At 71.2% G+C, this 25,735-nt stretch carries 24 protein-coding genes (1 of these 24 cut by a window edge); 14 read left to right on the top strand and 10 right to left on the bottom strand.

What is annotated here, in order from left to right:
- Positions 1–7: 7 nt before the first annotated feature.
- Together FFI97_RS22020 and FFI97_RS22015 are read left to right on the top strand one after the other, a co-directional pair.
- A complete protein-coding gene (locus FFI97_RS22020) occupies positions 8–1,342 on the top strand; it encodes a GDSL-type esterase/lipase family protein (protein ID WP_313906288.1) in 1,335 nt (444 codons plus the stop codon).
- Between the two features lie 112 nt (positions 1,343–1,454).
- Positions 1,455–1,829: a YXWGXW repeat-containing protein gene (locus tag FFI97_RS22015; protein ID WP_070063838.1), complete on the top strand. Its 375-nt coding sequence runs from the start codon at positions 1,455–1,457 to the stop codon at positions 1,827–1,829.
- Between the two features lie 31 nt (positions 1,830–1,860).
- Here the strand turns inward: FFI97_RS22015 and FFI97_RS22010 are convergent, their stop codons facing one another.
- Positions 1,861–3,108 carry a serine protease gene (locus FFI97_RS22010; RefSeq protein WP_139701317.1) on the bottom strand — a complete coding sequence of 416 codons (1,248 nt, stop codon included), beginning with the start codon at positions 3,106–3,108 and terminating at the stop codon, positions 1,861–1,863.
- Between the two features lie 22 nt (positions 3,109–3,130).
- Positions 3,131–3,988: a formyltetrahydrofolate deformylase gene (purU, locus tag FFI97_RS22005; protein ID WP_062478396.1), complete on the bottom strand. Its 858-nt coding sequence runs from the start codon at positions 3,986–3,988 to the stop codon at positions 3,131–3,133.
- Positions 3,989–4,058: 70 nt separating this feature from the next.
- Between purU and FFI97_RS22000 the strand changes: the two genes are divergently transcribed.
- The gene (locus FFI97_RS22000; protein ID WP_139701318.1) at positions 4,059–5,393 is read left to right on the top strand and encodes an aminotransferase class III-fold pyridoxal phosphate-dependent enzyme; all 1,335 of its coding nucleotides are present in this window, start codon (positions 4,059–4,061) and stop codon (positions 5,391–5,393) included.
- On the opposite strand, the gene FFI97_RS21995 is transcribed toward FFI97_RS22000, so the two are convergent.
- On the bottom strand, positions 5,377–6,195 hold the full coding sequence (locus FFI97_RS21995) for a ChaN family lipoprotein (RefSeq protein ID WP_139701319.1): 819 nt from the start codon (positions 6,193–6,195) through the stop codon (positions 5,377–5,379). The two genes, FFI97_RS22000 and FFI97_RS21995, sit on opposite strands and share 17 nt — an antisense overlap.
- 64 nt (positions 6,196–6,259) lie before the next feature.
- Here FFI97_RS21995 and FFI97_RS21990 point away from each other — a divergent pair, with 64 nt between their 5' ends.
- Complete coding sequence (locus tag FFI97_RS21990) at positions 6,260–7,315, top strand: AbrB family transcriptional regulator (protein WP_139701320.1); 1,056 nt, start codon at positions 6,260–6,262, stop codon at positions 7,313–7,315.
- A 69-nt stretch (positions 7,316–7,384) separates the two neighbouring features.
- Here the strand turns inward: FFI97_RS21990 and FFI97_RS21985 are convergent, their stop codons facing one another.
- Positions 7,385–7,666, bottom strand: coding sequence for a DUF3567 domain-containing protein (locus FFI97_RS21985; RefSeq protein ID WP_062478455.1), 282 nt, complete (start codon positions 7,664–7,666; stop codon positions 7,385–7,387).
- Between the two features lie 109 nt (positions 7,667–7,775).
- Positions 7,776–8,948 carry a DUF3108 domain-containing protein gene (locus tag FFI97_RS21980; RefSeq protein WP_139701321.1) on the bottom strand — a complete coding sequence of 391 codons (1,173 nt, stop codon included), beginning with the start codon at positions 8,946–8,948 and terminating at the stop codon, positions 7,776–7,778.
- Positions 8,949–9,066: 118 nt separating this feature from the next.
- Between FFI97_RS21980 and FFI97_RS21975 the strand changes: the two genes are divergently transcribed.
- The 3 genes from FFI97_RS21975 (at position 9,067) to FFI97_RS21965 (ending at position 12,673) form a co-directional block, all read left to right on the top strand.
- On the top strand, positions 9,067–10,161 hold the full coding sequence (locus tag FFI97_RS21975) for a fumarylacetoacetate hydrolase family protein (RefSeq protein ID WP_139701322.1): 1,095 nt from the start codon (positions 9,067–9,069) through the stop codon (positions 10,159–10,161).
- 172 nt (positions 10,162–10,333) lie between these two features.
- Positions 10,334–11,518, top strand: coding sequence for an ABC transporter substrate-binding protein (locus FFI97_RS21970; protein ID WP_409574646.1), 1,185 nt, complete (start codon positions 10,334–10,336; stop codon positions 11,516–11,518).
- Between the two features lie 27 nt (positions 11,519–11,545).
- A complete protein-coding gene (locus FFI97_RS21965) occupies positions 11,546–12,673 on the top strand; it encodes a zinc-dependent alcohol dehydrogenase family protein (protein ID WP_139701324.1) in 1,128 nt (375 codons plus the stop codon).
- Here FFI97_RS21965 and FFI97_RS21960 read toward each other — a convergent pair.
- The gene (locus FFI97_RS21960; RefSeq protein WP_139701325.1) at positions 12,660–13,457 is read right to left on the bottom strand and encodes a helix-turn-helix transcriptional regulator; all 798 of its coding nucleotides are present in this window, start codon (positions 13,455–13,457) and stop codon (positions 12,660–12,662) included. The two genes, FFI97_RS21965 and FFI97_RS21960, sit on opposite strands and share 14 nt — an antisense overlap.
- 84 nt (positions 13,458–13,541) lie before the next feature.
- Between FFI97_RS21960 and FFI97_RS21955 the strand changes: the two genes are divergently transcribed.
- Genes FFI97_RS21955 through FFI97_RS21945 form a run of 3 tightly spaced genes read left to right on the top strand, consistent with a single transcriptional unit; the run spans position 13,542 to position 16,508 of the window.
- A complete protein-coding gene (locus FFI97_RS21955; protein WP_144004508.1) occupies positions 13,542–15,296 on the top strand; it encodes an FAD-dependent monooxygenase in 1,755 nt (584 codons plus the stop codon).
- A complete protein-coding gene (locus tag FFI97_RS21950) occupies positions 15,293–15,529 on the top strand; it encodes a hypothetical protein (protein ID WP_095746954.1) in 237 nt (78 codons plus the stop codon). Before FFI97_RS21955 ends, FFI97_RS21950 begins: the two co-directional genes overlap by 4 nt.
- A 4-nt stretch (positions 15,530–15,533) precedes the next feature.
- Complete coding sequence (locus FFI97_RS21945; protein ID WP_139701326.1) at positions 15,534–16,508, top strand: Bug family tripartite tricarboxylate transporter substrate binding protein; 975 nt, start codon at positions 15,534–15,536, stop codon at positions 16,506–16,508.
- Between the two features lie 21 nt (positions 16,509–16,529).
- Here the strand turns inward: FFI97_RS21945 and FFI97_RS21940 are convergent, their stop codons facing one another.
- Positions 16,530–17,657 carry a toxin-antitoxin system YwqK family antitoxin gene (locus FFI97_RS21940; protein ID WP_260685104.1) on the bottom strand — a complete coding sequence of 376 codons (1,128 nt, stop codon included), beginning with the start codon at positions 17,655–17,657 and terminating at the stop codon, positions 16,530–16,532.
- Positions 17,658–17,731: 74 nt separating this feature from the next.
- On the bottom strand, positions 17,732–18,145 hold the full coding sequence (locus FFI97_RS21935; protein WP_062482861.1) for a VOC family protein: 414 nt from the start codon (positions 18,143–18,145) through the stop codon (positions 17,732–17,734).
- A 65-nt stretch (positions 18,146–18,210) separates the two neighbouring features.
- Here FFI97_RS21935 and FFI97_RS21930 point away from each other — a divergent pair, with 65 nt between their 5' ends.
- The 4 genes from FFI97_RS21930 to FFI97_RS34350 all read left to right on the top strand — a co-directional run bounded on the left by FFI97_RS21930 (position 18,211) and on the right by FFI97_RS34350 (position 23,235).
- Complete coding sequence (locus tag FFI97_RS21930; protein WP_144004507.1) at positions 18,211–19,467, top strand: TraB/GumN family protein; 1,257 nt, start codon at positions 18,211–18,213, stop codon at positions 19,465–19,467.
- An 11-nt stretch (positions 19,468–19,478) separates the two neighbouring features.
- Complete coding sequence (locus FFI97_RS21925; RefSeq protein ID WP_139701327.1) at positions 19,479–19,850, top strand: DUF2946 family protein; 372 nt, start codon at positions 19,479–19,481, stop codon at positions 19,848–19,850.
- A gap of 86 nt (positions 19,851–19,936) precedes the next feature.
- On the top strand, positions 19,937–22,276 hold the full coding sequence (locus tag FFI97_RS21920) for a TonB-dependent receptor (RefSeq protein ID WP_139701328.1): 2,340 nt from the start codon (positions 19,937–19,939) through the stop codon (positions 22,274–22,276).
- A gap of 32 nt (positions 22,277–22,308) precedes the next feature.
- Positions 22,309–23,235: a copper chaperone PCu(A)C gene (locus FFI97_RS34350; RefSeq protein ID WP_139701329.1), complete on the top strand. Its 927-nt coding sequence runs from the start codon at positions 22,309–22,311 to the stop codon at positions 23,233–23,235.
- 18 nt (positions 23,236–23,253) lie between these two features.
- Here the strand turns inward: FFI97_RS34350 and FFI97_RS21910 are convergent, their stop codons facing one another.
- Positions 23,254–24,984 (bottom strand): phospholipase D family protein, encoded by a 1,731-nt coding sequence (locus FFI97_RS21910; protein WP_139701330.1) that lies wholly within the window; start codon positions 24,982–24,984, stop codon positions 23,254–23,256.
- Positions 24,985–25,090: 106 nt separating this feature from the next.
- Positions 25,091–25,735, bottom strand: the final stretch of a protein-coding gene (locus tag FFI97_RS21905; protein ID WP_139701331.1) for an ATP-binding cassette domain-containing protein. Its footprint extends 1,263 nt past the window's final position; the window shows 645 of its 1,908 coding nt (coding positions 1,264–1,908); the start codon falls outside the window, past its right edge; its stop codon occupies positions 25,091–25,093.

Below are 25,735 nucleotides of genomic sequence, written 5' to 3'. Positions count from 1 at the left end.
TGCACGCATGAAGCTTCCTGCCCGCTGGCGCGTCCGTCTGCGCGACGCCGCCTTTTCCCCTGCACACTGGATGGCCGTTCTCGGCCTTGCGGTGCTGCTCGTGGGCGTGCAGGCGGTGTGGGCGGAGAAGGTCGAGCAGGCGGCGCGCCAGCCGGCCGAAGCGCGCTGGGTGGCGAGCTGGGCCGTGGCGGTGCTCGACTTCGCCGAGCTGGACGCGAACCCCGCCACGGCCGCCATCGGCGGACCGGGCGACCATGTGTTCCGCGGCCAGACCTTGCGCCAGATGATGCGCCCGACGATCGACGGCGAGCGCATCCGCGTGCGGGTGTCGAACCGCTTCGGCAAGACGCCGCTGCGCATCGCCGCGGCCACCGTGGCACTGGGCACGGGCGGCGACGCCATCTCGCCGGCCTCGTTGCGCACGCTGCGTTTCGGCGGCCGCGCCACCGTCACCGTGGCGCCGGGCGCGGAAGCATGGAGCGACGGCGTGGCGCTGAACGTTGCGGCGGGCCAGGCCGTGGCCGTGAGCCTTTTTCTCGACCGCGCGACACCGTTCGCCACGATGTACCTGCTGTCCAGCGACACGGGCTGGCTGGCCAACGGCAACGTCGTGGCGTCGCCCCGGCTGCCGAAGCCGGTGGCGCTGCCGATGAGCCACATCGTGACCGGGCTCGACGTGCTCACCACCCGACCCGTGCGCACCGTCGTCGCGTTCGGCGATTCGATCACCGCGGGCGGTGGCGAGTCGGGCGACGGTTCGTACCCCGACATGCTCGCCACGCGGTTGCGTGACAGTCCGCAGGCCGCGCACGCGGTGTCGGTGATCAACGCCGGCATCGGCGGCAACCGGCTGCTGGTGAACGGCATCGGCCCCGACGGCCTGTCGCGCTTTGCGCGCGACGCGCTGGGCCAGAGCGGCGTGACGCACGTCATCGTGCTGCTGGGCACCAACGACATCGGCCGCGCCATCTTCGCGGGCATCCCCGGCCTGAAGGTGCCGCCGCACGACGTGCCCACGGCCGAGCGCGTCACCGAGGGCCTGGGGCAGCTCGTCAAGCAGGCGCGCGCCAAGGGCGTGAAGGTGCTGCTGGGCACCGTGCCGCCCTTCGGCAACACGATCTACGGCACCGACGCCAACGAGGCCATGCGCGAGGCCGTGAACCGCTGGGTGCGCAGCCGCCAGGACGTCGATGGCGTGGTCGACTTCGATGCCGTGCTGCGCGACCCGACCGCACCGCGTCAGCTGAATCCCACATTCGACAGCGGCGATCACCTGCATCCCAACCGCGCCGGCCACGCGGCCATGGCCGCGGCCATCGACCTGCGCGAATTGCAGGAGTAAAGCGCGTCCGCGGCAGCGAAACAGCTCTACACAAGATTTCGCGCAGCGCTTACAGGCGCTTCACACGGTCCCGGCAGCATGAAGGCTCCTCCAACAACCATGGGGCTTTCTCATGAAAACACTCGCAGTCGCTCTTTCCATCGGTGCCGCTTCGCTGCTGTCGGTGGGCGCCCTGACCGTTCCCACGGCCGCGCAGGCGCAGGCGGTGATCACCATCCAGGGGCCGCCGCCCCCACCGCGCTACGAGCGCATGCCGCCGCCGCGTCGCGGCTATGTGTGGTCGCCGGGCCACTATGAGTGGCGTGGTGGTCGCCATGTGTGGGTGCGCGGCATGTACGTGCGCGCCCGCCCGGGCTATGCCTACCGCGCGCCGGAATGGCGCGAGAACAATGGCCGCTGGGAATACAACCGCGGCCGTTGGGACCGCGACGGCGACGGCGTGCCGAACCGCCAGGACCGGCGTCCGGACAACCCGTACCGCAATTGATCGATAGAGAGCGCGCGGCGCGCGCCCGGGGCTAGCGGATGCTCACCAGCTCGAGCACTTCGCTGACCTGGAACGCGCCGCCGCTCGCACCGCCGCGCGTCTGCACTTCGAAGCGGACGACGCGGCCCAGCTCCGGCGAGAACCACACGCTGGCGCGGTAGGTCCCGTACTGGTTGCCACTCCAGGCGCCCGCGTTCGCGAAGCGCTGGGTGTGGCCGCGGTAGTCGATCTTCACCACCTTCATCTCGCGGCCGTTGACCGGCAGCATGGCGGCGTCGTCCACCACGTGGGCGCGCAGGTCCATCTTGATGCGCGTGCCGCCCATGGTGGCGTCGTATTCCGTCGCCCAGGCGGCGTCCTGTTCCAGGGTCGGCCGGGCCCAGCCGCGCGGCGGCATGACGCTGTCGAACTCGCCGGCCACGGCCGTCGTGACGCCGATCACTTCGCCGCCCGGCTTCTCGATCCAGCCGCCGTTGTTGAAGCTGAGGCGGTCCTCACTGGTGGTGGCCGTGTCCGCGCGGTAGATCACCTTGCGGTACGTGTTGGTGAGGCGGTCGTGCAGCTGGTACTCCACGAGGCTCGGGCGCTGCAGCGACACGCTGGCCGGCGCGGGCTGCGAGGCCAGGCGCTCGATGGCCCGCTGGCCGCGCGTCGGCAGTTCCGCGATCCATGCGGCCGGCATGGCGAGGGTCGCCGGGGCCGATCCGGCGACGAGGCCCACGAGGCGGCCTTGCGCATCGAACAGGCCGGCACCGGCCAGGCCCGCCTCGGTCGGCGTGGCCAGTTGCAGCGACTCGAGCGCGCCCGCGGCGTTGCGGCGCACGCCGCCGAGCATGGAAATGCCGAGCGTGAGCTCGCGCCCGCGCGGCGATCCGATGACGTACAGCGGCATCCCGACCTGCAACGCCCCCGCTGGCACGACGCCCAGGGTCGGCGACACGAGGTTCGCGATGCGCAGTTGGCACAGGTCGCGTTCGACGTCCGGGTGCTCCAGCACGGCGCCGTAGCTCACGTTGTCGCGGCGCAGCGCCACGGCGCTGGCCTTGGCCAGCAGCTTGCAGCTGGTGACGGCCGTGCCCGGGCCGGTGGCGACCGCGCTGCCCGTGGCCAGGACCTTGCCCTGGGCGTCGCTGGCCTGCACCACCCAGACGCTGGGCGAGACGCGCGCGAACAGCGCGTCGGGCGCCAGCGGGGCGCCGCCGGCGCGGGCGTCCTGGGCGAAGGCGGCGGGCGCTGCCAGAGCGGCAGCAAGGGCGAAAAGCGGAAGCTGCAGGCGCATCTGGGAGCGGCGATGGAGTGGGTTAGCGGAACACGACCGTGCGGTGGCCGTTCAGCAGCACGCGGTGCTCGCTGTGCCACTTCACGGCGCGGGCCAGCACCTGGCTTTCGGTGTCGCGGCCGCGGGCCGTGAGGTCTTCGACCGTGTCGGTGTGGTCGGCGCGGGCCACGTCCTGCTCGATGATCGGGCCTTCGTCGAGGTCGGCCGTCACGTAGTGGGCGGTGGCGCCGATCAGCTTCACGCCGCGGTCGTGCGCCTGGTAGTAGGGCTTGGCGCCCTTGAAGCTGGGCAGGAACGAGTGGTGGATGTTGATCGCGCGGCCGGCCAGGCTCTTGCACAGGTCGTTGCTCAGGATCTGCATGTAGCGCGCGAGCACCACGAGTTCGGCGCCTTCGGCCTCGATGATCTCCAGCTGCTTGGCCTCGGCCTGTGCCTTGGTCGCGGCCGTCACCGGGATGTGGTGGAAGGGCACGTTGTAGCTGGCGGCCAGCTGGTAGAAGTCGCGGTGGTTCGAGATGATGGCGCGCACGTCGATCGACAGCAGGCCGCTCTTCCAGCGGAACAGCAGGTCGTTCAGGCAGTGGCCTTCCTTGCTGACCAGGATCACGGTCTTCATCGGGTCGGCGGCGGCGTGCAGCTGCAGGCTCATGCCGAAACCGGTGGCGAAGGCCTTCAGCTCCTCGCGCAGCACGGCTTCGCTGTGGTCGCCGCAGGCGAAGCGCACGCGCATGAAGAACAGGCCGGTGCCGTGGTCGTTGTATTGGGCGGCCTCTTCGATGTTGGCGCCGCGCTCGAGCAGGAAGCCCGACACGGCGTGCACGATGCCCGTCCGGTCGGGACAGGAGAGGTTCAGGATGTAGGCAGGCGTAGTGGTCGTCATCAGGGGCAGGATTGTGGCAGGGGTGCCAGAATCGCGATTTTCCCTCCCCACATAACCGCAGGAGCGAGACATGGCCTTCCAGGACTTCAACATGGACAACCAGTGGTTGCCCTTCACGCCCAACCGCCATTTCAAGAAGGACCCGCGGGTGTTCGTGGCGGCCGACGGCATGACGTTCACCACGCACGACGGCAAGAAGGTGGTCGACGGCATCTCCTCGCTGTGGTGCGTGGGCGCGGGCCACAACCGCAAGCCGATCAACGAGGCGATCAAGAAGCAGCTGGACACGCTGGACTACGCCACCGCCTTCCAGGTCAGCAACGACAAGGCCTTCAAGGCGGCCGAGATGATCGCCGCGCTGGCCCCGGGCGACCTGAACAAGGTGCTGTTCTGCAACTCGGGCTCCGAGGCCGCCGATACCTCCATGAAGGTGGCGCTGGCCTACCACCGCGCGCGCGGCGAGGGCCACCGCAACGTGTTCATCGGCCGCGAGAAGGGCTACCACGGCGTGGGCTTCGGCGGCATGTCGGTGGGCGGCATCCCGGGCAACCGCAAGGTGTTCGGCTCGGCCTTCCTGCCCCGCGTGGACCACATGCGCTTCATCCACGACCCGGTGAACCACGCCTACATCCACAACCAGGAGCCGGTGTGGTCCGAAGACCCGCTGGTCGAACTCGAAACCCGCATCCTGCCGCTGCACGACCCGAGCAACGTGGCCGCGATCATCGTGGAGCCGGTGGCCGGTTCGGCCGGCTGGTACCTGCCGCCGCAGGGCTACCTGAAGCGCCTGCGCGAGATCTGCGACAAGCACGGCATCCTCTTGATCTTCGACGAGGTCATCACTGGCTTCGGGCGCATGGGTACCAACTTCGCGTCGGACTATTTCGGCGTGGTGCCCGACATGCTGAACTTCGCCAAGTGCGTGACCAACGGCGTGATTCCGCTGGGCGGCGTGATCTGCCGCGACAAGCTCTACGACGCGATGATGAAGACCGACGCGCCCGAGCACGTGGTCGAGTTCTTCCACGGCTACACCTACTCGGGCCACCCGGTGGCCTGCGCCGCTGCCATTGCCACGCTCGACCTGTTCAAGGAAGAAAACCTGTTCGCCCGCGCCGGCGAGATGGGCAAGGTGCTGGGCGACGCCTTCCACAGCACCTTCAAGGGCCTGCCGAACGTGGTGGGCATCCGCAGCCTGGGCCTGGCGGCGGCCGTGGAGCTCGCGCCCATCGCCGGGTCGCCGGGCAAGCGCGCCTACGAGGTGTTTCTCGACTGCTTCCACAAGGGCGCGCTGGTGCGGCCCGCGGGCGACGTGCTGGTGATCGCGCCGCCCTACATCGTCGAGAAGCAGCACATCGACACGCTGGTCAACACGCTGGCGGATTCGATCAGGAAGTTCGCCTGAGCACGCCCGCGCAGTAGTCCACCGGCGGCAGCGCCGGCGTGCGCCAGGTGGCGTCGTAGGCGTCGGTGTCGTCCTCGGCCGGGCCGCCGGCCTGCAGGTGGACCGTCTTCACCGACACGTCGGTCGGCAGGTGCTGCGGCACGCCCAACACCTTGGTGACGTGGCCCGCGCCGGCGATCAGCAGCACCGTCTTGCCCGGCTGCCGGGCCTTCACCAGCGCCTGCGCCATGGCGCGGTCGCGCCCGACCTGGATGCGGGTCATGGGGCCGATCTGCGATTCGGGCAGCAGCTTGCAGTGGCCCTCGCGCACGGCCTCCTGCTGCGCGGCGTAGGCCTCGCCGTTGAGCTGCACGTCGAGCGAGACGTCGGCCATCGCGTCCTTCATGCGCGCACGCGGCAGGTTGGCGCCGACCACCGGCACGCCGGCACGCACCGCCGTCATCACCGTGGGGCCGTACCGCGTCCAGGGCCAGGCCTTCTCGTTCCAGCCGAGGGCGGTCTGCACCTGGGCCTCGCTGGCGGTGGCGGGCAGGCGGGCGCTGCTGCGGCCGTCCTCGGCCATCTCGAGCGCCAGCGCGGCGAGCTGGCCGCGCTCGGACAGGGCCTGCACGGTCTCGCGCTCGAGGGCGTGGTGTTCGGGGGCGTCGTGCTGTTCGCCGAGCAGCAGCGCATCGGCCGGCAGCAGGGCCGCCACGCGGCGCGCGACGGGCGCCTCGGCGGACAGCGCGGCGCAGCCGGCGAGCAGGGCGACGGCGACCAGGGGCGCGAGGAACCGGGAAGCACGGGAAGGACGAGGAGGCATCCCGCCATACTATGCCCGGCGCCCTGCACCGGGCTGTCGTCCTTTTCCGCTGCTTTCTCTGCCCGTGTCCTTTCGTTTTCCCCTTCGTGTGCTGGCCACGCTGCTGCTGGCGCTGGCCGCCGCACTCGCCTGTGTCGCGCTGCACACCCCGCTGCCCTGGATGATCGGCCCGCTGTTCGCGGTGTCGCTGGCCTCGATCGCGGGCCAGCCGACCGCCAGCCACACGCCGCTGCGCAACCTGGGGCAGTGGGTCATCGGCACCGCGCTGGGCCTGTATTTCACGCCGCAGGTGGTGACGCTGGTGGCCGGCGTGTGGTGGGCGATCCTGCTGGCCATCGGTTGGGCGCTGCTGCTGGGCTGGGGTTTCGGCCGCTGGCTGCACCGCGTGCATGCGGCGCGCATGCCGCATGTGCCGGCGAAATCCATGAGAGCCACGACTTACTTCGCGGGCGCCATCGGCGGCGCTTCGGAGATGACGCTGCTGGCCGAATCGGCCGGCGCGCGCACCGACCTGGTGGCTGCCGCGCACAGCCTGCGACTGATGGTGGTGACGGTGACGATCCCGTTCGCGATGCAGTGGAGCGGGCTGCACGGCCTGGAGATCAACCCGCCCGGCGTGCGCGAGGTGAACCCGGCCGGGCTGGCCCTGCTGGCGCTGGCCACCGGCGCGGGCGGGCTCGTGATGCGGGCGCTGGGCCGCACGAATCCGTGGTTCATGGGGCCGCTGCTGGTGGCGATGGGGCTCACGGTCGCGGGGCAGTCGCTGTCGGCCGTGCCGACCTGGCTGTCGAACACCGCGCAGCTGGTGATTGCCGTGAGCCTGGGTGTGCGTTTCAGCCGCGAGTTTTTGCACACGGCGCCGCGCTGGCTCGGCTCGGTGGCGTTGGGCACGGTCGGCATGCTGGTGCTGTGCGCCGGCGCGGCCTGGCTGCTGGCGTGGGCGACGGGGCTGCATCCGGCCACGATGATCCTGGGCACCTCGCCTGGCGGCATCGCCGAGATGTCGATCACGGCCAAGGTGCTGCAGTTGGGCGTGCCGGTGGTCACGGCGTTCCAGGTGTGCCGGCTGGTGGCGGTGCTGCTGATCGTCGGGCCGATGTACCGGTGGACCGAACGCTGACGGCGACGGACACCGGCAAAGAAAAAGCGCCCCGCGGGGCGCTTTTTTCGTTCGGGCGGGGCGGGCTGCTCAGTGCACCAGCACCGGCGTGTGCGCCAGCTCGGCATAGCCTTCGAGCGTGTCCTCGACCTCTTCCTGCGTGGGCGTGTTGAGCTGCCAGGCGGCGATCTGCTGCTGGAACAGTTCGGCCCAGGAGCCGTCGAGGTACACCTCCTTGCCCGATCGCTTGTCCACGATCTCGAAGCCGTGGCGTTCCAGCACGGGGCCGTTGGGCGTCGTGCTGGGCTCGTCGCCGTCGTTCGGCTGCACGTGCACGACGACGAAGGACTCGGAGTCGTAAAGCATGTTCATGGCGGGCCCTGTGAGGATGTCGATGGCGTTCATGGGGGTTAGATAGCAATCAACGCGCCAGTTTCAAGAACAGTTGTCGTCGCGCCGTTGATATGTGAGCCTTTTTGCCTCAATTGGCGGGCGCTTCGGGTAGGGGTTTGCGCAATTGGGCGTCAGCAAAGTCGCCGTTTGCCTCGGTCTGGCGGATGCGCACGGGCAGGTAGCCGTAGCGCGGCGCCAGCCAGAGTTCCAGTTTCCGGTCGAAATCCTTGCGGGGCGTGCGGGTGAGCTTGCGCGTGGTGAAGTCGCCGGCCGGCAGGCTCAGCTGCTCCTCGTCGCCGACCTCGAAGACCCACACATCGCCGTCGCGCACGCCCACCGTCTGCACCGAGATCCGGGTGCCGGCCGGGTAGCGCGCCGGGCTGGCCGCCAGCAGGCCGCCCAGCTGCATCATGACGCTCATGCGGTCCTGGGCGCCGGGCTGCAGGGGCACGGGGGGGGCGTTGTTGCTGAAGATGATCTGCCCCTGGTCGCGCGCGAAATGCGAGGCCACCTCGGCCTTGCGGCTCTCCGAATAGCGCTCGGGCTCCAGGCCCGAGGGGCCGATCTTGCCGGTGCTGTGCCAGTTCAGCAGGGTGAAGAACACCGCCTTGAGCGTGAGCCGCCCGTCGTAGCGGGTGCCGTCCTGCAGCCAGACCAGCTCGCCGAACACGCCGCGCTGCGGGGAGGCGCCTTTCTGGCCCGTGGCCTCGAAATCGAGCGTGACCGAGCCCGGAATCCGCAGCGCCTGGGTGCCGGCGATGGTGCCCGAGGCGCCGCTGCCGGCCGTGGTCGTGCCGCCCTGCGTTCCGCCGGCCGTGTTGCCGGTGGCGGCGGCCGGGGCGCTGGCCGGTGCCTCGGGGGCGGTCGCTCCTGAATCTGTAGCGGCTTGCGCGGTCTGGTCGGGCGTTTCGGGCGGAGGCGTCTGGGCCGACGCGTCCGGCACGGGCGCCGGGGCCGGCTTGGGGCGGGACACCGAGGCCTCGCGCGGACGCCGGGGCTTGGCCGGAGGCGGCGGCTTGGCCGCGACCGGCACGGCGGCCGGTGCCGCAGGGGCTTGCGCCGCAGGCGGAGCGATCACGATCGTGCGCGTGATGAACTTGCTGGCCAGCGGCGAGGGCTCCGGCCCGATGGCCATCGGCGCCAGCCCGAGCAGCAGCAGGTGCGCCAGCGCCACCGCCAGCGTCAGCCCCGCGAGCGCGCGCCAGGACGGGCGCCCGGGCAGGCCCAGGGACAGCGGTGGGGGCGCGACGTGCGTCGACATGGGTGTGTGGAGTGGGCTGCGGCGCCGAGGTTCACGAAGTCCACTCGGTACACTGCCGCCCGTTCAACCAGTTTAGTGGGCGCGGCGCCGCGCCCTTTTTCTTGCTCACGCCCGCACCATGAAACTCGCCACCCTGAAGGACGGCTCGCGCGACGGCCAGTTGGTCGTCGTCTCGCGCGACCTCACGCTCGCCCACTACGCCACCGGCATCGCGAGCCGGCTGCAGCAGGTGCTGGACGACTGGGGCTTCATGAGCCCGCAGCTGCAGGACCTGTACGACGCCCTCAACCACGGCCGCGCGCGCCACGCCTTTCCCTTCGACCCTGCCCAGTGCATGGCGCCGCTGCCGCGCGCCTACCAGTGGGCCGACGGCTCGGCCTACCTGAACCACGTCGAGCTGGTGCGCCAGGCGCGCAACGCCGAGGTGCCCGAGAGCTTCTACACCGACCCCCTCATGTACCAGGGCGGCAGCGACGACTTCCTGGGCCCGGTCGACGACGTGATCGTGCCCAGCGAGGCCATGGGCATCGACTTCGAGGCCGAGATCGCCGTCGTCACCGGCGACGTGAAGATGGGGTCCACGCCCGAGCAGGCGCTGGACGGCATCCGCCTCGTGATGCTGGCCAACGACGTGAGCCTGCGCAACCTCATCCCGGCCGAGCTGGCCAAGGGCTTCGGCTTCTTCCAGAGCAAGCCCGCCACCGCCTTCAGCCCCGTGGCCGTCACGCTCGACGAGCTCGGCGAGGCCTGGCAGGACGGGCGCGTGCACCTGGCGCTGCAAAGCAGCTGGAACGGCCGCAAGGTCGGCCTGTGCGACGCCGGCCCCGAGATGACCTTCCACTTCGGCCAGCTCATCGCCCACATCGCCAAGACCCGCAACGTGCGCGCCGGCAGCATCGTCGGCAGCGGCACCGTGAGCAACAAGGGCGTCGAGAAGAACGGCCGCATGGAATGGCCCAAGGGCTACTCGTGCATCGCCGAGAAGCGCTGCATCGAGACCATCCAGGACGGCGCGCCGGCCACCGACTTCATGAAGTTCGGCGACACCATCCGCATCGAGATGAAGGGGCTGGACGGGCGCTCGCTGTTCGGCGCGATCGACCAGGAGATCGTGTCGACGGCGGGGCGGCCGGTGGAGGCGCCGGTGTCGCTCACCAAGCCGCAGGCCGGAACCGACACCGGCACCGCGCCGGAACCCGCCGCCGAAGGCTGACGCAGGCCCTGTCGGGGTTTCTCCCCGTTCGGCTGGCCGGAAGCCCCCGTTCCGCAAAGCCCAACCCTGCGCGGCGGGCGCTGCCTAGGATGCAGCGATCCGTTCACTGCAAGGAGACAGGTCCATGGGCATGCCGAAGCTGGCGGGGCGCGCGTTGTGCGCATGGGTGGGGATGGGCATGGCGCTGGCCGGGCAGGCCGCCGCCCAGAAGCTCAGCGACGACAAGGTGCGCGTGGGCGTGCTGTCGGACATGTCGGGCCTGTACGCCGACACCGCGGGGCGCGGCTCGGTCGAGGCCGCGCGCATGGCCATCGAGGACTTCGGCGGCAAGGTGCTCGGGCGGCCCATCGAACTGGTCTCGGGCGACCACCAGAACAAGGCCGACATCGGCGCCTCGCTGGCGCGCACCTGGTACGACCGCGACGGCGTCGACGCCATCTTCGACATGAACAACTCGGCCGTCGCGCTGTCGGTGGTCAACCTGGCGCGCGAGCGGCAGAAGCTGTCGATCAACACCGGCGGCGCCTCGGTGGCGCTCACCAACGAAGCCTGCGCGCCGACCTCGGTCCACTACACCTACGACACCTATGCGCTGGCCAACGGCGCCGCGCAGGGCGTGAGCCGCCAGGGCGGCAAGACCTGGTACCTGATCGGCGTGGACTACGCCTTCGGCAAGGCCATGGCCGCCAACATGACCGAGTTCGTCGGCGAGCTGCAGGGCAAGGTGATCGGCAGCGTGTTCCACCCGCTCAACGCGAGCGACTTCTCGTCGTACGTGCTGCAGGCGCAGGCCTCGGGGGCCGACACCATCGCGCTGGCCAACGCCACCAGCGACACGGTCAATGCCGTCAAGGCGGCGCGGCAGTTCGGCGTGTCGCCCAAGCAGCGCGTGGTGCCGATGCTGATGTTCATCAACGACGTGCATGCGCTGGGCCTGGCGCAGGCGCAGGGCATGACCTTCGCCACCGGCTTCTACTGGGACCGCACGCCCGAGTCGCGCGCCTGGGCGCGGCGCTACTTCGAGCGCATGAAGAAGATGCCCTCGATGATCCAGGCCGGCGCCTACTCGGCGGTCACGCACTACCTGAAGGCGGTGCAGGCCGCGGGCACCGACGACGGCGCCACCGTGGCCGCGAAGATGAAGGCGATGTCGGTGAACGACTTCTTCGCGCAGGGTGGCACGATCCGCGCTGACGGCCGCATGGTGCACGACATGTACCTGGTGAGCGTGAAGAAGCCCGCCGAGTCGAAGTACCCGTGGGACTACTACACGGTGCTGTCCACGATCCCCGGCGACAAGGCCTTCCAGCCCTTGTCCAAGAGCAAGTGCCCGCTGGTTGCCGCAGCGAAGTCCTGATCGCCTGACCGAACCCAAGGAGACCCCATGAAAGTCCGTGCCGCCGTCCTGCAGCGCCTCGGCGCCCCCGCGCCCTATGCCCAGAGCCGACCGCTCGAGATCGAGGAGGTCGAGCTGGCGCCGCCCGGCCCCGGCGAGGTGCTGGTGCGCATCGCGGCCGCGGGGCTGTGCCACTCGGACCTGTCGATCCTCAACGGCGACCGGCCGCGCCGCACGCCGATCGTGCTGGGCCATGAAGCGGCCGGCGTGGTCGAGGCGCTGGGCGAGGGCGTGACCGACCTGGCGCCGGGCGACCACGTGATCCTGATGTTCGTGCCGAGCTGCGGCCATTGCGCGCCGTGCGCCGAGGGCCGGCCCGCGCTGTGCGAGCCGGGCGGCGCGGCCAACGTGGCGGGCACGCTGCTGGGCGGCGCGCGGCGGCTGTCGTACCGCGGCGAGCCGATGGACCACTTCGTGGGCGTGTCGGCCTTTGCCGAGTACGCGACGGTGTCGCGCCGCTCGCTGCACAAGATCGACCGCGAGCTGCCGCTGGAGATCGCCGCCATGTTCGGCTGCGCGGTGGTGACCGGCGTCGGCGCCGTGGTCAACACCTCGCAGGTGCGGCCGGGTCAGACCGTGGCCGTGGTGGGGCTCGGCGGCGTGGGGCTGGCCGCGCTCATGGGCGCGCTGGCGGCGGGCGCCGCGCGCGTGATCGCGGTCGACCTGGCGCAGGACAAGCTCGATTTCGCCCTCGCGCTGGGCGCCACAGACAGCGTGAACGCCAGCGACCCCGACGCGGCCAAGCGGCTGCGCGACATGACCGAGGGCGGCGTCGACCATGCGCTCGAGATGGTGGGTTCGGCCAAGGCGCTGGAGTTCGCCTACAAGGTCACGCGCCGCGGCGGCACCACCGTGACCGTGGGCCTGCCCGCCGCCATCCAGACGCTGAACACGCCGGTCTGGCACCTCGTCGCCGAAGAGCGCACGCTCAAGGGCAGCTACCTCGGCAGCTGCGTGCCGCGGCGCGACCTGGGGCGCTTCATCGCGCTGTACCGCCAGGGCAAGCTGCCCGTGGACCGGCTGCTCACCGGGCGCCTGAAGCTCGAGGAGATCAACGAGGGCTTCGACCGCCTGCAGCGCGGCGAGGCCATCCGGCAGATCGTCACGATGCCGTGACGGCCGCGGGCATCGCCCCCCGCAGCAACTCCTTCTGCGTCCGAATCCCCAACCGCCGGAACGCCCGGTACTGATGCGTGCGCACCGTGCTGAGTTCCACGCCCAGCACGCGCGCCGTTTCCTTCGCCGTGCGGCCTGCCATCAGGTGGCCGATCACCTCGCGCTCGCGCAGGCTCAGCGTCAGGAGCCGCGAGGCGAGGGTGGGCGCGGCCGCCTCGTGCACGGCCGCCGCGCTGCGGCTGTGGGCGCTGGCGGCGTCGGCCAGCAGGGTGGCGTGGGCGGCGATGACGCCGAAGTCGGTCTCGCCGAACTCGGGCTGCGCCAGGCTGCGGTAGAAGCTCACGGCCACGCGCTGGCCGCTCGGGCGCAGCAACAGCACCGAGCTGCGCTCGCGGATGCCCACGTCGCCGTAGCAGGCGGCGCGGTAGGCGGGGTCGGCCACCTCGTCGCCGTGCTGGTGGCCCATCCACAGCTGGGCGCGCTTCGGCAGCTTGCGCGCGGCCAGCCAGGCCATGTGGGGGTCGAGCCGGTCGAAGCGCTGCGCCACGTAGCGCTCGGCGGTGCGCTCGGCCGTGTGGCCGTAGCTGCTGGCGGCCGACACGGTCTCGATGCGGCCGGTGGCGTCGACGCCGAACACGGTGCAGAAGGTGACGGGCATCACGCGGTGCATGGCCGCCAGGCAGCTGGCCGCCAGGTGCGGCGTGCCGATGCCCGCCAGCACGTCGCCGACGACGGCGGCCGACAACAGCGCGTCGGCGGCGGGGTGGAGGCGCCAGCGTTTCATGGGGTTTCGAAGGAGAACTAGGGTAAATACCTCCTACGAAGTTATGACATTGGCGCGGGCGGTGCATCGGGACAATCCCGTTCCATGACCACCACCCGTACCGCCGACGCCGCCACCGGCCCCGTGCCGCCGCCAGCCTGCGCGACCGCGCTGCCGCCCTCGGTCGGCGCCTTCCACTACACGCGCTTCGCGCCCCGGCTGCCGTCGCTCGGCGCCGACGGCATGGAGCCCGGCCGCCACCCCGTCGTGATCGCGGGCGGCGGCCCGGTGGGCATGGCGCTGGCGCTGGGGCTCGCCAACCACGGCGTGCGCTGCGTGGTGCTCGAGGCCGACGACACGGTCTGCGTGGGCAGCCGCGCGGCCTGCATCTCGCGCCGCAGCCTGGAGATCGTCGAGCGCCTGGGCGCGCTGCCGGCCTTCCTGGGCAAGGGGCTGCCGTGGAGCGTGGGGCGCAGCTTCTACAAGACGGCCGAGGTGTTCCGCTTCGAGATGCCGCAGGCCGCGCAGCAGAAGCTGCCGCCGATGATCAACCTGGAGCAGTACTACATCGAGCAGTACCTGCTGGACGAGATCGAGCGCCGTAACGCCGCGACGCCGGGGCTCATCGACATCCGCTGGGGCACCGAGCTCACCGCGCTCGCGCAAGACAACGACGGCGTGACGCTCGACGTGCGCAACGCCGAAGGCGCCTACCGCCTGCGTGGCCAGTGGCTCGCGGCCTGCGACGGCGGCCAGAGCTTCGTGCGCAAGTCGCTCGGGCTGGCGCTGGAGGGCACGGGCTACGAAGGCCGCTACGTGATCATCGACATCGAGCTGCACAGCGACCATCCGACCGAGCGCCGCGCCTGGTTCGACCCGCCGTGGAACCCCGGCTCGACCGTGCTGATGCACCGCCAGCCCGACGACATCTGGCGCATCGACTACCAGCTGCGCGCCGGGCAGAGCACCGAAGACGCGCTGCAGCCCGCGGCGGTGGCCGAGTTCGTGCAGCGCCACCTCGACGCCATCGGCGAAGGCCACCTGCCGTGGAAGACGGTGTGGACCTCGGTGTACCGCGCCGGCGCGATGACGCTCGACAGTTACCGCCACGGCCGCGTCGTGTTCGCGGGCAACGCGGCGCACGCGATGCCGATCTTCGGCGTGCGCGGGCTCAACTCGGGCTTCGACGACGCCGACAACCTGGCCTGGAAGCTGGCCTTCGTGGCCCAGGGCCTGTCGGGCCCGGCGCTGCTGGATTCGTATTCGCAGGAGCGCATCGCGGCCTTCCACATCAACGCCGAGAGCGCGATGCGCAGCACCGAGTTCATGTCGCCGCCCTCGCGCGGCTTCGACCTGCTGCGCGAGGCGGCGCTGTCGCTGTCGGAGGCGCACCGCGGCATCGCGCAGCTCATCAACCCGCGCCAGACGCAGGCCGTGCGCTATGACGATTCGGCGTTGTCGAGTGTGGGCGATGCGCTGCCCGCCGGTCCACTGCCGGGCGAGGCGATGCCCGAGCAGCCGCTCGCGCAAGGCCATCTCACCGACTGGATCGGCCCGGTGTTCACGCTGCTGGTGCTGCAGCCGGACCTGGCGCCGCTGCCCGACGCCGACATCGCGCAGGCCCGGCAAGGCGCCTTGCCTTTCGCGGTGCGCACCATCGCCAGCCTGGACCGCAGCGACCGCGCCGATGCGCAGGCGTCCCCCGCCGTCTTCGCCGCGCTCGGCGCCGGCGATGGCGCCGTCTACCTGCTGCGCCCCGACGGCCACGTGGCCGCGCGCTGGCACCGCCTGCCGGCCGGCGCGCTGCCCGCCGCGCTGGCGCGCGCGGCCGTCGCCACTTCACAGGACATTCCCGCATGACGACCTCCGCTCCCTCGCTCCACCCCGACGCCCGCGACCGCCTGTACGCCGAGTGCGCACGCGCCATCACCGAGGCCGGCGCCGAGCGCGAATCGCTGTTCCTCGCGCGGCTCGCGCTGCTGCTGTTCGAGCAGGTCGGCGACGAGGCGCGCTGCCGCGCCGCGCTGGCCGACGCGTTGCGCGCGCTGCCCGTACCATCGCTGTCCGCTTCCGAACAAAAAACAGGAGATTGATCTCATGGATCGCCGCACCCTTCTCGCCACGCTCGCCTCCGGCGCCGCCGTGGCCGCAGCCCCCTTCGCCCACGCACAGGACTACCCCGCGCAGCTCATCAAGTGGGTCGTGCCGTACCCCGCGGGCGGCGGCACCGACGTGATCGCGCGCGTGCTGGCCGAGGCCATGCGCCAGACGCTGGGCCAGCAGATCGTGGTCGACAACCGCCCCGGCGCGTCGACCAACATCGGCGCCGACCTGGTCGCCAAGAGCAAGCCCGACGGCTACACGGTGCTGTCGGCCGACAACGCCGTGCTGGCCTTCAACGAGCACCTGTTCACCAAGCTGCCGTTCAACCCCGAGAAAGACTTCACCTACATCGGCGCCATCGGCAAGTTCCCGCTCGCGCTGGTCGTGCACCCGGACTTCCCGGCCAAGACCTTCAAGGAGTTCCTGGCCTACGTGAAGGCCAACCCCGGCAAGGTCAACTACGCCTCGCCGGGCAACGGCTCGCCGCACCACCTGGCGATGGAAATGTTCAAGGCGCGCACCGGCACCTTCATCACCCACATCCCGTACCGCGGCGCGGCGCCGGCCATGGCCGACGTGATGGGCGGCCAGGTGCCGTGCATGTTCCTGGACCTGGCCTCGGGCCTGCCGATCATGCAGGGCAACAAGGTGCGCGTGCTGGCCATCGGCTCGGGCGCGCGCAGCAAGCGCCTGCCCGACGTGCCGACGCTGGCCGAAGTGGGCGTGCCCAACACCGAGGTGTTCGCGTTCCAGGGCATCCTCGGCCCGGCCGGCCTGCCCGCCGCGGTGGTGAACAAGCTCAACAGCGACCTGAACAAGGCCTTCAGCACGCCGGCCGTGCAAAAGCGCTTCGACGACTTCGGCATGGAAGCGATGCCCGGCACGCCGGCGCAGTTCGCGGCGCTGTCGCGCGCGGAGTCGAAGCGCTGGGGCCCGATCATCAAGCAGGCCGGCATCAAGCTGGACTGATGCCGCCCAGGGGCGTTCGTCCTAGCGGGCGAACGCTTTTCGCGAGCCGTCTTCGAAGACTTCGTCGTCGCGCTGCAGCTCGCCGTTCTCGTCCCAGCTGCGTTCGCGCGTCACGCGGCCCTTGTCGTCGAAGCTCGACTCGGCCAGCAGCTCGCCCTTTTCATTGAAGCGCTGGTGCGTGCCCACGGGCACCTGCCGGCCACGCCCCGGCGCGAGGTAGCGGCCCTGTGCGGCGCGCTGGCCGCTGTCGTAGAACTCGGTCACGTCGACCGTGCGCTCGCTGCCGGCGCCGCTGTAGACGGCCTTGCTGCGCGGCTGGCCGTTGAGGTGGTAGCTGTCGTCGCTCAGGGGCTCGCCCGCGGCGTTCCAGCGCTGGTCGCGCACCAGCGAGCCGCGGTCGGAGAACTCCTGCTCGCGCTGGCGGATCGACGAGCGCCCGACCAGCAGCCACACGGTTTCGCGCCGCTTCACGCCCTCGGACGAAAAACTGCGCTCCACGCGCCGGTTGCCGGTGGTCTCGTCGACCACCGACGGCTTGCCGTTGTCGTAGAACTCCTGCGTGCGCACGCGCTTGCCCGCCTGGTACGACAGCCGCGAGCGCAGCGTGCCGCGCGCGTCGAACAGGTCGACGTTCGACGGCCCGCCCGTGAAGCCGCACAGCCTGGCATCGTCGGCCACCGGCGCCAGCACCGGCGCTTCGGCGCAGCGCAGCATCGACATCTGGCCGCGCTCGGTGAACTCGACCATGGCGCGCTCGGTGCCGCGGTCGGGGTAGAAGGTGGCGCGCCGCAGCTGGCCGCCAGGGTAGAAGCTGCGCACGAGGCCGCGCTCCTGGCCGTCGTCGTACGTGGCGTCGCGCAGCACCTGGCCGCCGGGCGCGAACTCGCGCGCGCGGCCGTGCATGTTGCCCTTGGCGTTGATGGTGTGCTCGCGCGCGAGCTTGCCCTTTTCATAGAAGCGCACCAGGCCCATGAAGACGCCGTTCTGCACCTGCTGCTCGCGCTGCAGCTCGCCGGTGCCGCGGTCCTTGCAGCGCATCAGGCCGGTCTTGCCGGCGGTGCTGTTGCCGTCGGCGGGGCTCACGCGCTGGCCGTTGAGCTCGCACTCCTGCTGCGCATGGACCGTCGGGGTACCCAGCAGCGCGGCCAATGCGATCGCGGCCGGGCCGAGGAGGGACGCGGCCGCCCGAGGCGCCCGAAGAGCGGGAACGGGCGGGCGCAGGGTCACTTGTCGTAGAGCGTGTCGAGCGAACGGAAACCCTTGACCTCGATCGGGTTGCCGAAGGGATCGCAGAAGAACATCGTCCACTGCTCGCCCGGCTGGCCTTCGAAGCGCACCTGCGGCTTCAGCACGAACTCGGTGCCGGCGGCTTCGAGGCGCCCGGCCAGCGCCTGCCAGTCGGGCAGCGCGAGCACGATGCCGAAGTGCGGCATGGGCACCATCGCATCGCCGACGCGGCCGGTGCGGGTGGTGGCGAAGGGCTCGCCCAGGTGCAGCGAGATCTGGTGGCCGAAGAAGTCGAAGTCGACCCAGGTGTCGGTGCTGCGGCCTTCGGCGCAGCCCAGCACGTCGCCGTAGAAGCGGCGAGCGCCGTCCAGGTCGCGCACGTGGAAGGCAAGGTGAAAGATGCTTTGCATGGTTTTGGATTATGGGCAGCGGTGCTGTGAGAATGCCGGACTTTCTTTCAATCATGGAGCTCGCCTTGCGGATACTCCGAGCCCTCGTCGCACCGCTGCGCCTGCTGTCGCGCGGCACCGACCGGCCGGCGCCCCAGCGCCTTCTTGCACGTCTGACCCGCCAGGCCTTCGCGGCCGTCGGTGGTTGTTTCATCGCGGTCGCGGCCCACGCCGCCGCCTGCCCGCCCTCGGCCATCGCGAGTCTCGAGAAGCCCGGCATCGGCCTGCGCAACGGCATCGACCGCGGCCTGCTGTGGCGCATCGAGCGCGACGGCCGCACCTCGTGGCTCTACGGCACCCTGCACCTGGGGCGCGGCGAATGGGTGCGTCCCGGGCCCACTGTGCAGAAGGCGCTGGCGCAGAGCGACACGCTCGCGCTGGAGCTCGACTCGCGCGACGACGCCACGGTGCGCGCCCTGAGCCAGCCGGCCGACCCGGCCGCGGTGGCGCGCGTGCTCAGCGGCGAACGCGCCCGCCGGCTCGAGCGCCAGAACGCCGAGGCCTGCGTGTCGCCGGGCTCGACCGCCCGGCTGCCGCCCATCCTGCAGGTGACGGCGCTGACCGCGCTGGCGGCGCGCGCCGACGGCCTGTATGCGGAGTTCGGCGTCGACGAGACGCTGGCCGTCTCGGCCCGCAACAGCAACAAGCCGATCGTCGCGCTCGAGAACGCGGCCGACCAGCTGCGCTGGCTGACCGGCGGCTCCGAGGCCGAGGAGGCCGAGCAGATCGACGCCATGCTCGACGAGCTCGAATCGGGCCGGCTGCGCGGCCAGCTCAAGACGCTGGCCGATGTCTGGGCGCGCAGCGACGCGGCCCGGCTGGCGCGCTACGCCGAGTGGTGCGAGTGCCTGAACACGCCGGCCGAGCAGCGCCTCATGAAGCGCCTGCTCGACGACCGCAACCCCGGGCTGGCCGACGGCATCGAGCGCCTGCATGCGGGCGGGCGCAGCGCCTTCGCCGCGGTCGGCGCGCTGCACATGGTCGGCGCGCAGGGCCTGCCCACGCTGATGGCGGCGCGCGGCTTCACCGTGACGCCGGTGCTCACCGAGGCGCAGGCGCAGCAGGCGCTGCCGATGCCGGCGCTCGCCGCGCCCGAGCCGCCAGCCCGCAAGGCGGTGCGCGGTGGCAAGAACGTCAAGGGGCAGAAGGCAGTCAAGGGCGCTGGCCAGAAGGCGACCGCGAAGGGCGGGGCCAAGCCGACCGCCAAAGCCGCTGCCGCGCCGAAAGGCAAGGCCGCACCCCGTGCCGCCCCCAAGGCCGCCAACAGCAAAGTGCGCCGATAATTGCGACCGCCATGCACACGCTGCGCCCCCACCCCCGCCTGATCGGCCGTCTCGGCCGCTGGGTGCTGCTGTGGTTCATGCTGTCGCTGGGCGTGGCGGTGGCGTCGCCGGTGGTGCATCCGCAGGCGATGGAGCTGGTGTGTTCTGGCGCCGGCACCATCAAGGTGGTGGTGCACACCGAAGACGGCGTGCAGGACATGGGCGCCACGCACATGGACTGCCCGCTGTGCGTGCTGACCGGCGCACCGCCCCCGCCGACGCTGGCGGCCGCGTTCGATGCGCCCCTGCCGCTGGGGCGCGTGCTTCAACCCATTCCCGCCGCGCGCCATGCCGCGGCCACGGCCGCGCCGCTTCCGGCCCGTGGGCCTCCGCGTTCCGCCTGAGCGATCAGCAACAGCGCTGTCTGTCGGTGCACCCCGGGTGCGCGCAGGCAGTCCCTTTGGCTTGAAGTTCGTGGAGCCGGTTCCCCATGAAGCAGCACTCCCGCGCCCTGGCGATCGCCATGGCATTTCCTTTCAGCGCGCCGGTGTGGGCGCAGCAGCAAACGCCGCCGGACATTGATCCGCCGGAGGCCGGCGCTGCGGCCGCCCCGGGCCGCACGCTGGGTACCGTCACCATCAGCGGTGGCCGGCCGACCTCGCTGCCGACGCAGATCCCCACCACCATCGAAGGCGTGACCGCCGAGCAGATCGCCGAGACGGTCAACGCGACCGACGCCGAAGACGCGCTCAAGTACCTGCCGAGCCTGCTGGTGCGCAAGCGCTACATCGGCGACTTCAACCACGCGGTGCTGGCCACGCGCGCCTCGGGCACGGGCAACAGCGCCCGCGCGATGGTCTACGCCGACGGCATCATGCTGTCGAACCCGCTGGGCAACGGCGCCACCTTCGCGCCGCGCTGGGGCATGGTGTCGCCCGACGAGATCGAGCGCGTCGACGTGCTCTACGGGCCGTTCTCGGCCGCCTACCCGGGCAACTCGGTGGGCGCCGTGGTCGACTACGTGACGCGCATGCCCACGCAGCTCGAGGCGCACGTCAAGCTCAGCGGCTTCACCTCGAACTTTGACCTGTACAACAGCCATTCGTCGCCGGGCGGCCAGCAGCTCGACCTGTCGCTGGGCAGCCGCAGCGGCGACTGGTCGTGGTGGCTCGGCGCCTCGCGCACCCACAGCAAGGGGCAGTCGCTGTCGTTCGCCAACCGGCTCGTGAGCGCCGGCACGGTAGGCAGCGCGGGCACGCCCGTCACCGGCGCGGTGCTCGGGCTGAACCCGTCGAACCAGCCGTGGTGGTTGCTGGGCGGCATCACCGCCTACGACACCACCCAGGAGCAGGCCAAGCTCAAGCTGGCCTACGACTTCTCGCCCACCGTGCGCGCCACCTACACGCTGGGCGCCTGGCACAACACCACGCACGGCAGCACCGACACGTACCTGCGCGATGCGCTCGGCCTGCCGGTGTACGGCGGGCGCGTGAACCTCGGCGGACGCACCTACAACCTCGACACGCCGGCCGCCGCCTTCGCGCCGACCGAGACGGCGCTCACGCACTACATGCACGGCCTCTCGGTGAAGAGCCACACGGGCGGCGTGTTCGACTGGGAGGTGGCGGCGAGCCTGTTCGACTACGCGAAGGACACCTCGCGCACGCCGACCACGGCGCTGCCGGGCGCCTTCTACGGCGGCCCGGGCCGCACCACCGACATGGGCGGCACCGGCTGGCACACCTTCAAGGCCGCGGGCACCTGGCGGCCCACCGGCTCGGCCGAAGGCGTGGGCGCGCACGTGGTCGACTTCGGCGTCCAGCAGGACACCGCACGGCTGCGCAGCGCCATCGGCAACACGCGCGACTGGATCGGCGGGCCGGCCGTGTCGCCGTTCTCTGCCTTCAACGGCAACACGCGACTGCGCTCGCTCTACGTGCAGGACACCTGGCGTTTCGCCAAAGACTGGAAGACCACGCTGGGCCTGCGCCACGAGCGCTGGGAGGCGTACGGCGGCCAGCTCGGCAACGCGGCGCGGCTGCTCGACTTCGCGCCGCGCAAGAACAGCTTCGTCTCGCCCAAGGCCGCGCTCGCCTGGCAGGCCACGCCCGACTGGCACTTCAAGGCCTCGGTCGGGCGCGCCGTGCGCATGCCCACCGTGAGCGAGCTCTACCAGGGCTCGATCGAGGGCAACCGCATCGTCAACACCAACCCCGACCTGCGCCCCGAGCGTTCGTGGACCGCCGAGCTGAGTGCCGAGCGCGACCTCAAGCGCTGGGGCGTCGACGGCGTGCTGCGCACCACGCTGTTCTTCGAGCACACGAAGGACGCGCTCTACACCCAGGCGCTCACCAACCTCGTGAGCACCGTGCAGAACGTCGATGCCATCCGCACGCGCGGGCTGGAGGTGGCGATCAACACGGTCGACGCGGGCATCCAGGGGCTGGACCTGGGCGGCAGCCTCACGCTGACCGATTCGAAGATCACCGCCAACCGCGGCTTCCCGGCCAGCGTGGGGCGCGACCAGCCGCGCGTGCCCAAGGTGCGCGCCTCGCTGCTCGCCACCTACCGGCCCGACGCGAAGTGGAGCTACACCGTCGGCGCGCGCTACAGCGGCCGGCAGTACGGCACGCTCGACAACAGCGACCCGAACGGCATGGCTTTCATGGGCTTCTCGAAGTTCTTCGTGGTCGATGCGCGCATCCGCTACCGCATCGACCGCCAGTGGAGCGCCGCCGTCGGCATCGACAACCTGAACAACCGCACCTACTGGGCCTTCCACCCGTACCCGCAACGCACCTTCGTGGCCGAACTCAAGTTCGACCTTTGATCCTCACTTTTTCCTCTCCAAGGACACACGCCATGACGAAGCTTTCGACCCCTACGTTCCACACCCTCGCCGCCTGCGCCCTGCTGGCCGGTGCCGGCGCCGCCGGCGCCCACGTGAGCCTGCCCCCGGGCGGCGCCACCGTCGGCAGCGAGTACAACGCCGCCTTCCGCGTCGGCCACGCCTGCGAAGGCGCCAAGGCCACGACCGGCCTCGCGGTGCGCCTGCCCAAGGGCTTCGTGCTCACCGACGCCCAGGCGCGCAAGGGCTGGAAGCTCGACGCGCCCAAGGCCGGCAGCGCCGAAGGTGAAGTGCGCTGGACGGCAGAGACGCCGCAGAACGCGCTGCCCGGCAGCGAGCGCGGCGAGTTCGTGCTGCGCGGCAAGGTGCCCGCCACGCCGGGCCCGCTGTGGTTCAAGGTGCGCCAGGACTGCGACGTCGGCAGCGTCGACTGGGCCGAAGTGCCCGCCGCGGGCAGCACCACGGCCGGCCTGAAGAAGCCCGCGGCCAAGCTCGACGTGGTGGCGCAGGGCGTGGCCACGGTCGACGTGCGCGACGCCTGGGTGCGCCAGTCGGTGCCGGGCCAGAGCGGCACGGGCGCCTTCATGAAGCTCACCGCGCCCACGGGCACGAAGCTGGTCGGCATCTCGACGCCCGCCGCCGGCGTGGCCGAGGTGCACGAGATGAAGATGGAAGGCGACACCATGCGCATGCGCGAACTCGCGGGCGGCCTCGAGCTGCCGGCCGGCAAGACCGTCGAGCTCAAGCCCGGCGGCTACCACGTGATGCTGATGGACCTGAAGGGCGCCATGACCAAGGGCGCGACCGTGCCCATGACCCTGAAGTTCGAGGACGCCAAGGGCGCGAAGACGACGCTGGAGCTGAAGCTGCCGGTCGGTGCACCGGAGGGCGCCGCTGCTGCTGCGCCCGCGGCGGGCGGTGCGCACCAGCACAAGCACTGAGCCGGTCGAACCGGACCGTCAGAGCAACTGGTCCGGCGCCAGCGGCCCGAACAGCCGCAGCAGGAAGCGCAGCGTGGCGCTCGCGTCGGGCTCGGTGTCCGTGTCCTGCAGGCCGCTGCCCTCGGGCGCGTGCCACACCAGCGTGCCCTGCGCGAGTTCGACATGCCAGGCGCGCTCGCGCATGCCGCGCTCGATCTGCTCGGCCGCCATGCGCGAGAGTTCGCCGCTGCGGATCAGCAGCGCGATCTCGGTGTTCTGCAGCTGCGAGCGCAGGTCCAGGTTCATCGAGCCGACCACCAGCAGCCGGCCGTCCATCACCAGCACCTTGGAGTGCAGCATCGCGCGCGATTCGCCGCTGACGCTGCCCGCGCCGCTGCCGCCCGAGGAGCCGAACACATTGCCGAAGTCGGCCTGTTCGCTGCGCAGCTCGTACAACTCCACGCCCGCGGCGAGCAGCGCCTTGCGGTGGCGCGCATAGCCGACATGGGCGATGGGCGCGTCGTTCGAGGCCAGTGAATTCGTCAGCACCCGGATGCGCACGCCCCGCGTGCGCGCCGCGGCAAAGGCCTGCTGCATGTCGGGGCCGGGCACGAAGTAGGGCGAGATGATCAGCAGGTCGGTGCGCGCCTGGCCGATCAGGTGCAGCAGGCCTTCGACCACCGTGTCGCCGCTGGAGGCCAGGTCGGCCAGCGCGGTGGCGCTGCGCGAGGGCAGCTCGGGCCGGCTCACCACGAGGTCGGGGTTGCGCACCGCGCCGGGGCCGCTGTCGGCCGGGATCTTGCCGGGCGCGTCGGCCAGCATCAGGGCCGGGGCCCAGACGAAGGCGGCGCTGCGCAGGTCGAGCGGCTTCTCGTCCCAGGCGCGGGCCCGCTGCTCGGGCGTGGGGCCGGCGCCGGGGCGCGGTTCGCCGTCCGGGGCCTTGGGCTGGTTGCGCGCCTCGGCCGCTTCGTCGCTGAGTTCCTGGTCGATGCGGCGCGCGCGGTCGCGGATGCGCTGGAACTCCTCGCGCGAGACCAGCGACTGCACGGGGTAGGCGCGCTCGTTGTTCCAGTAGCTGTCGAAGCTGCGCGAGAGGTCCTGCACGATCGGGCCGGCCGCCAGCACGTCGACGTCGACGAAGTTACCGGTGAGGGCATTGCCGAAGTAGGCGTCGCCCAGGTTGCGCCCGCCCGTCACGCCCATCACGTTGTCGGCCAGGAACAGCTTGTTGTGCATGCGCTGCTGGATGCGCGAGACCTCGCCGATGGCGTTGAGCATGCGGTTGAAGCCGGTGCCGCGCGAGCCCGCGAGCGGGTTGAACAGCCGCATCTCGATGTTCGGAATGAAGGCCAGGCCGAGCACCAGCGCGTCGCGGCCGATGGTGTGGAAGTCGTCCAGCAGGATGCGCACCCGCACGCCGCGCTCGGCCGCCGCGCGCAGCCCGCGCACCAGCCGGCCGGTGCTGGCGTCGGCGTGGATGGCGTAGTACTGCAGGTCCAGCGTCTTCTGTGCGTTCTCGATCAGCGCCAGTCGGCTGCCGTAGGCGGCCTGCGGGCCGCCGAGCAGCAGGAAGCCGGAGTCGAAGCGCGCCTTGTCGGCGTTGCGGCGCTCCCGCAGCAGCGTGGCCAGCGCCGTGCCGTCGGGCGAGGCGAGCGCGGTCGAGACGGGGCGGTCCACCTCCTTCGGCAGCTGCGCGCAGGCGCCGAGCACCATGAGGGCCAGCAGCGCGACGCTGCGGCGGACCAACGCGTGGAAGGAAGAGGAAGGCATGCGGCGGGGTCTTTCCGGGGGCTTGGGAAGGCGGTGCCGCATGTATAGCCGAGTTGGCGCCCGCCGTGGGTGGGACGGGCGGCCAACCGGCGCAGGAAGACGGCGCTCAGCGCCCGGCGCCGAGTTCTTCCTGGCGCTCCAGTGCGGCGAGCAGTTCGTCGTCGATCTTGGCGTGGCGCTCGCTCAGCTCGACCGCACGGGAGGCGTCGCTCGCGTAGATGGCGCCGCCGTCGAGCTCGAGCATTTCGCTGATGCGCTTCTGCTCGGCTTCGAGGGCTTCGATCTGCGCGGGCAGGGCTTCGAGTTCGCGCTGCTCCTTGTAAGAGAGCTTCTTGCGGGGACCGCCGGTGGGGGCTGCGGCGGGTGCAGCCGCGGGCGCCGGGGCCGGTGCGGCGGCTGGAGGCGGCGGTGGTGCCGACGCGAGGCGCTGCTCGGCGATCTCGCGTGCGCGCTTGGACTGGATGAGCCAGTCTTCCACGCTGCCCTCGTACTCGCGCCAGCGGCCGTCGCCCTCGAAGGCGATCGTGCTGGTCACCACGTTGTCGAGGAAGGTGCGGTCGTGGCTCACGAGGAACACGGTGCCGTCGTAGTCCTGCAGCAGGCCTTCGAGCAGCTCGAGCGTGTCGATGTCCAGGTCGTTGGTCGGCTCGTCGAGCACCAGCACGTTGGCCGGTCGCGCGAACAGGCGCGCCAGCAGCAGGCGGTTGCGTTCGCCGCCACTGAGCGAGCGCACGGGCGAGTTGGCGCGCGC

It is taken from the genome of Variovorax sp. KBS0712 (assembly GCF_006323185.2).
Classification (GTDB): domain Bacteria; phylum Pseudomonadota; class Gammaproteobacteria; order Burkholderiales; family Burkholderiaceae_C; genus Variovorax; species Variovorax boronicumulans.
The sequence above is the reverse complement of the archived record's forward strand: the minus strand, read 5'-3'. Positions and strand labels throughout refer to the sequence as shown.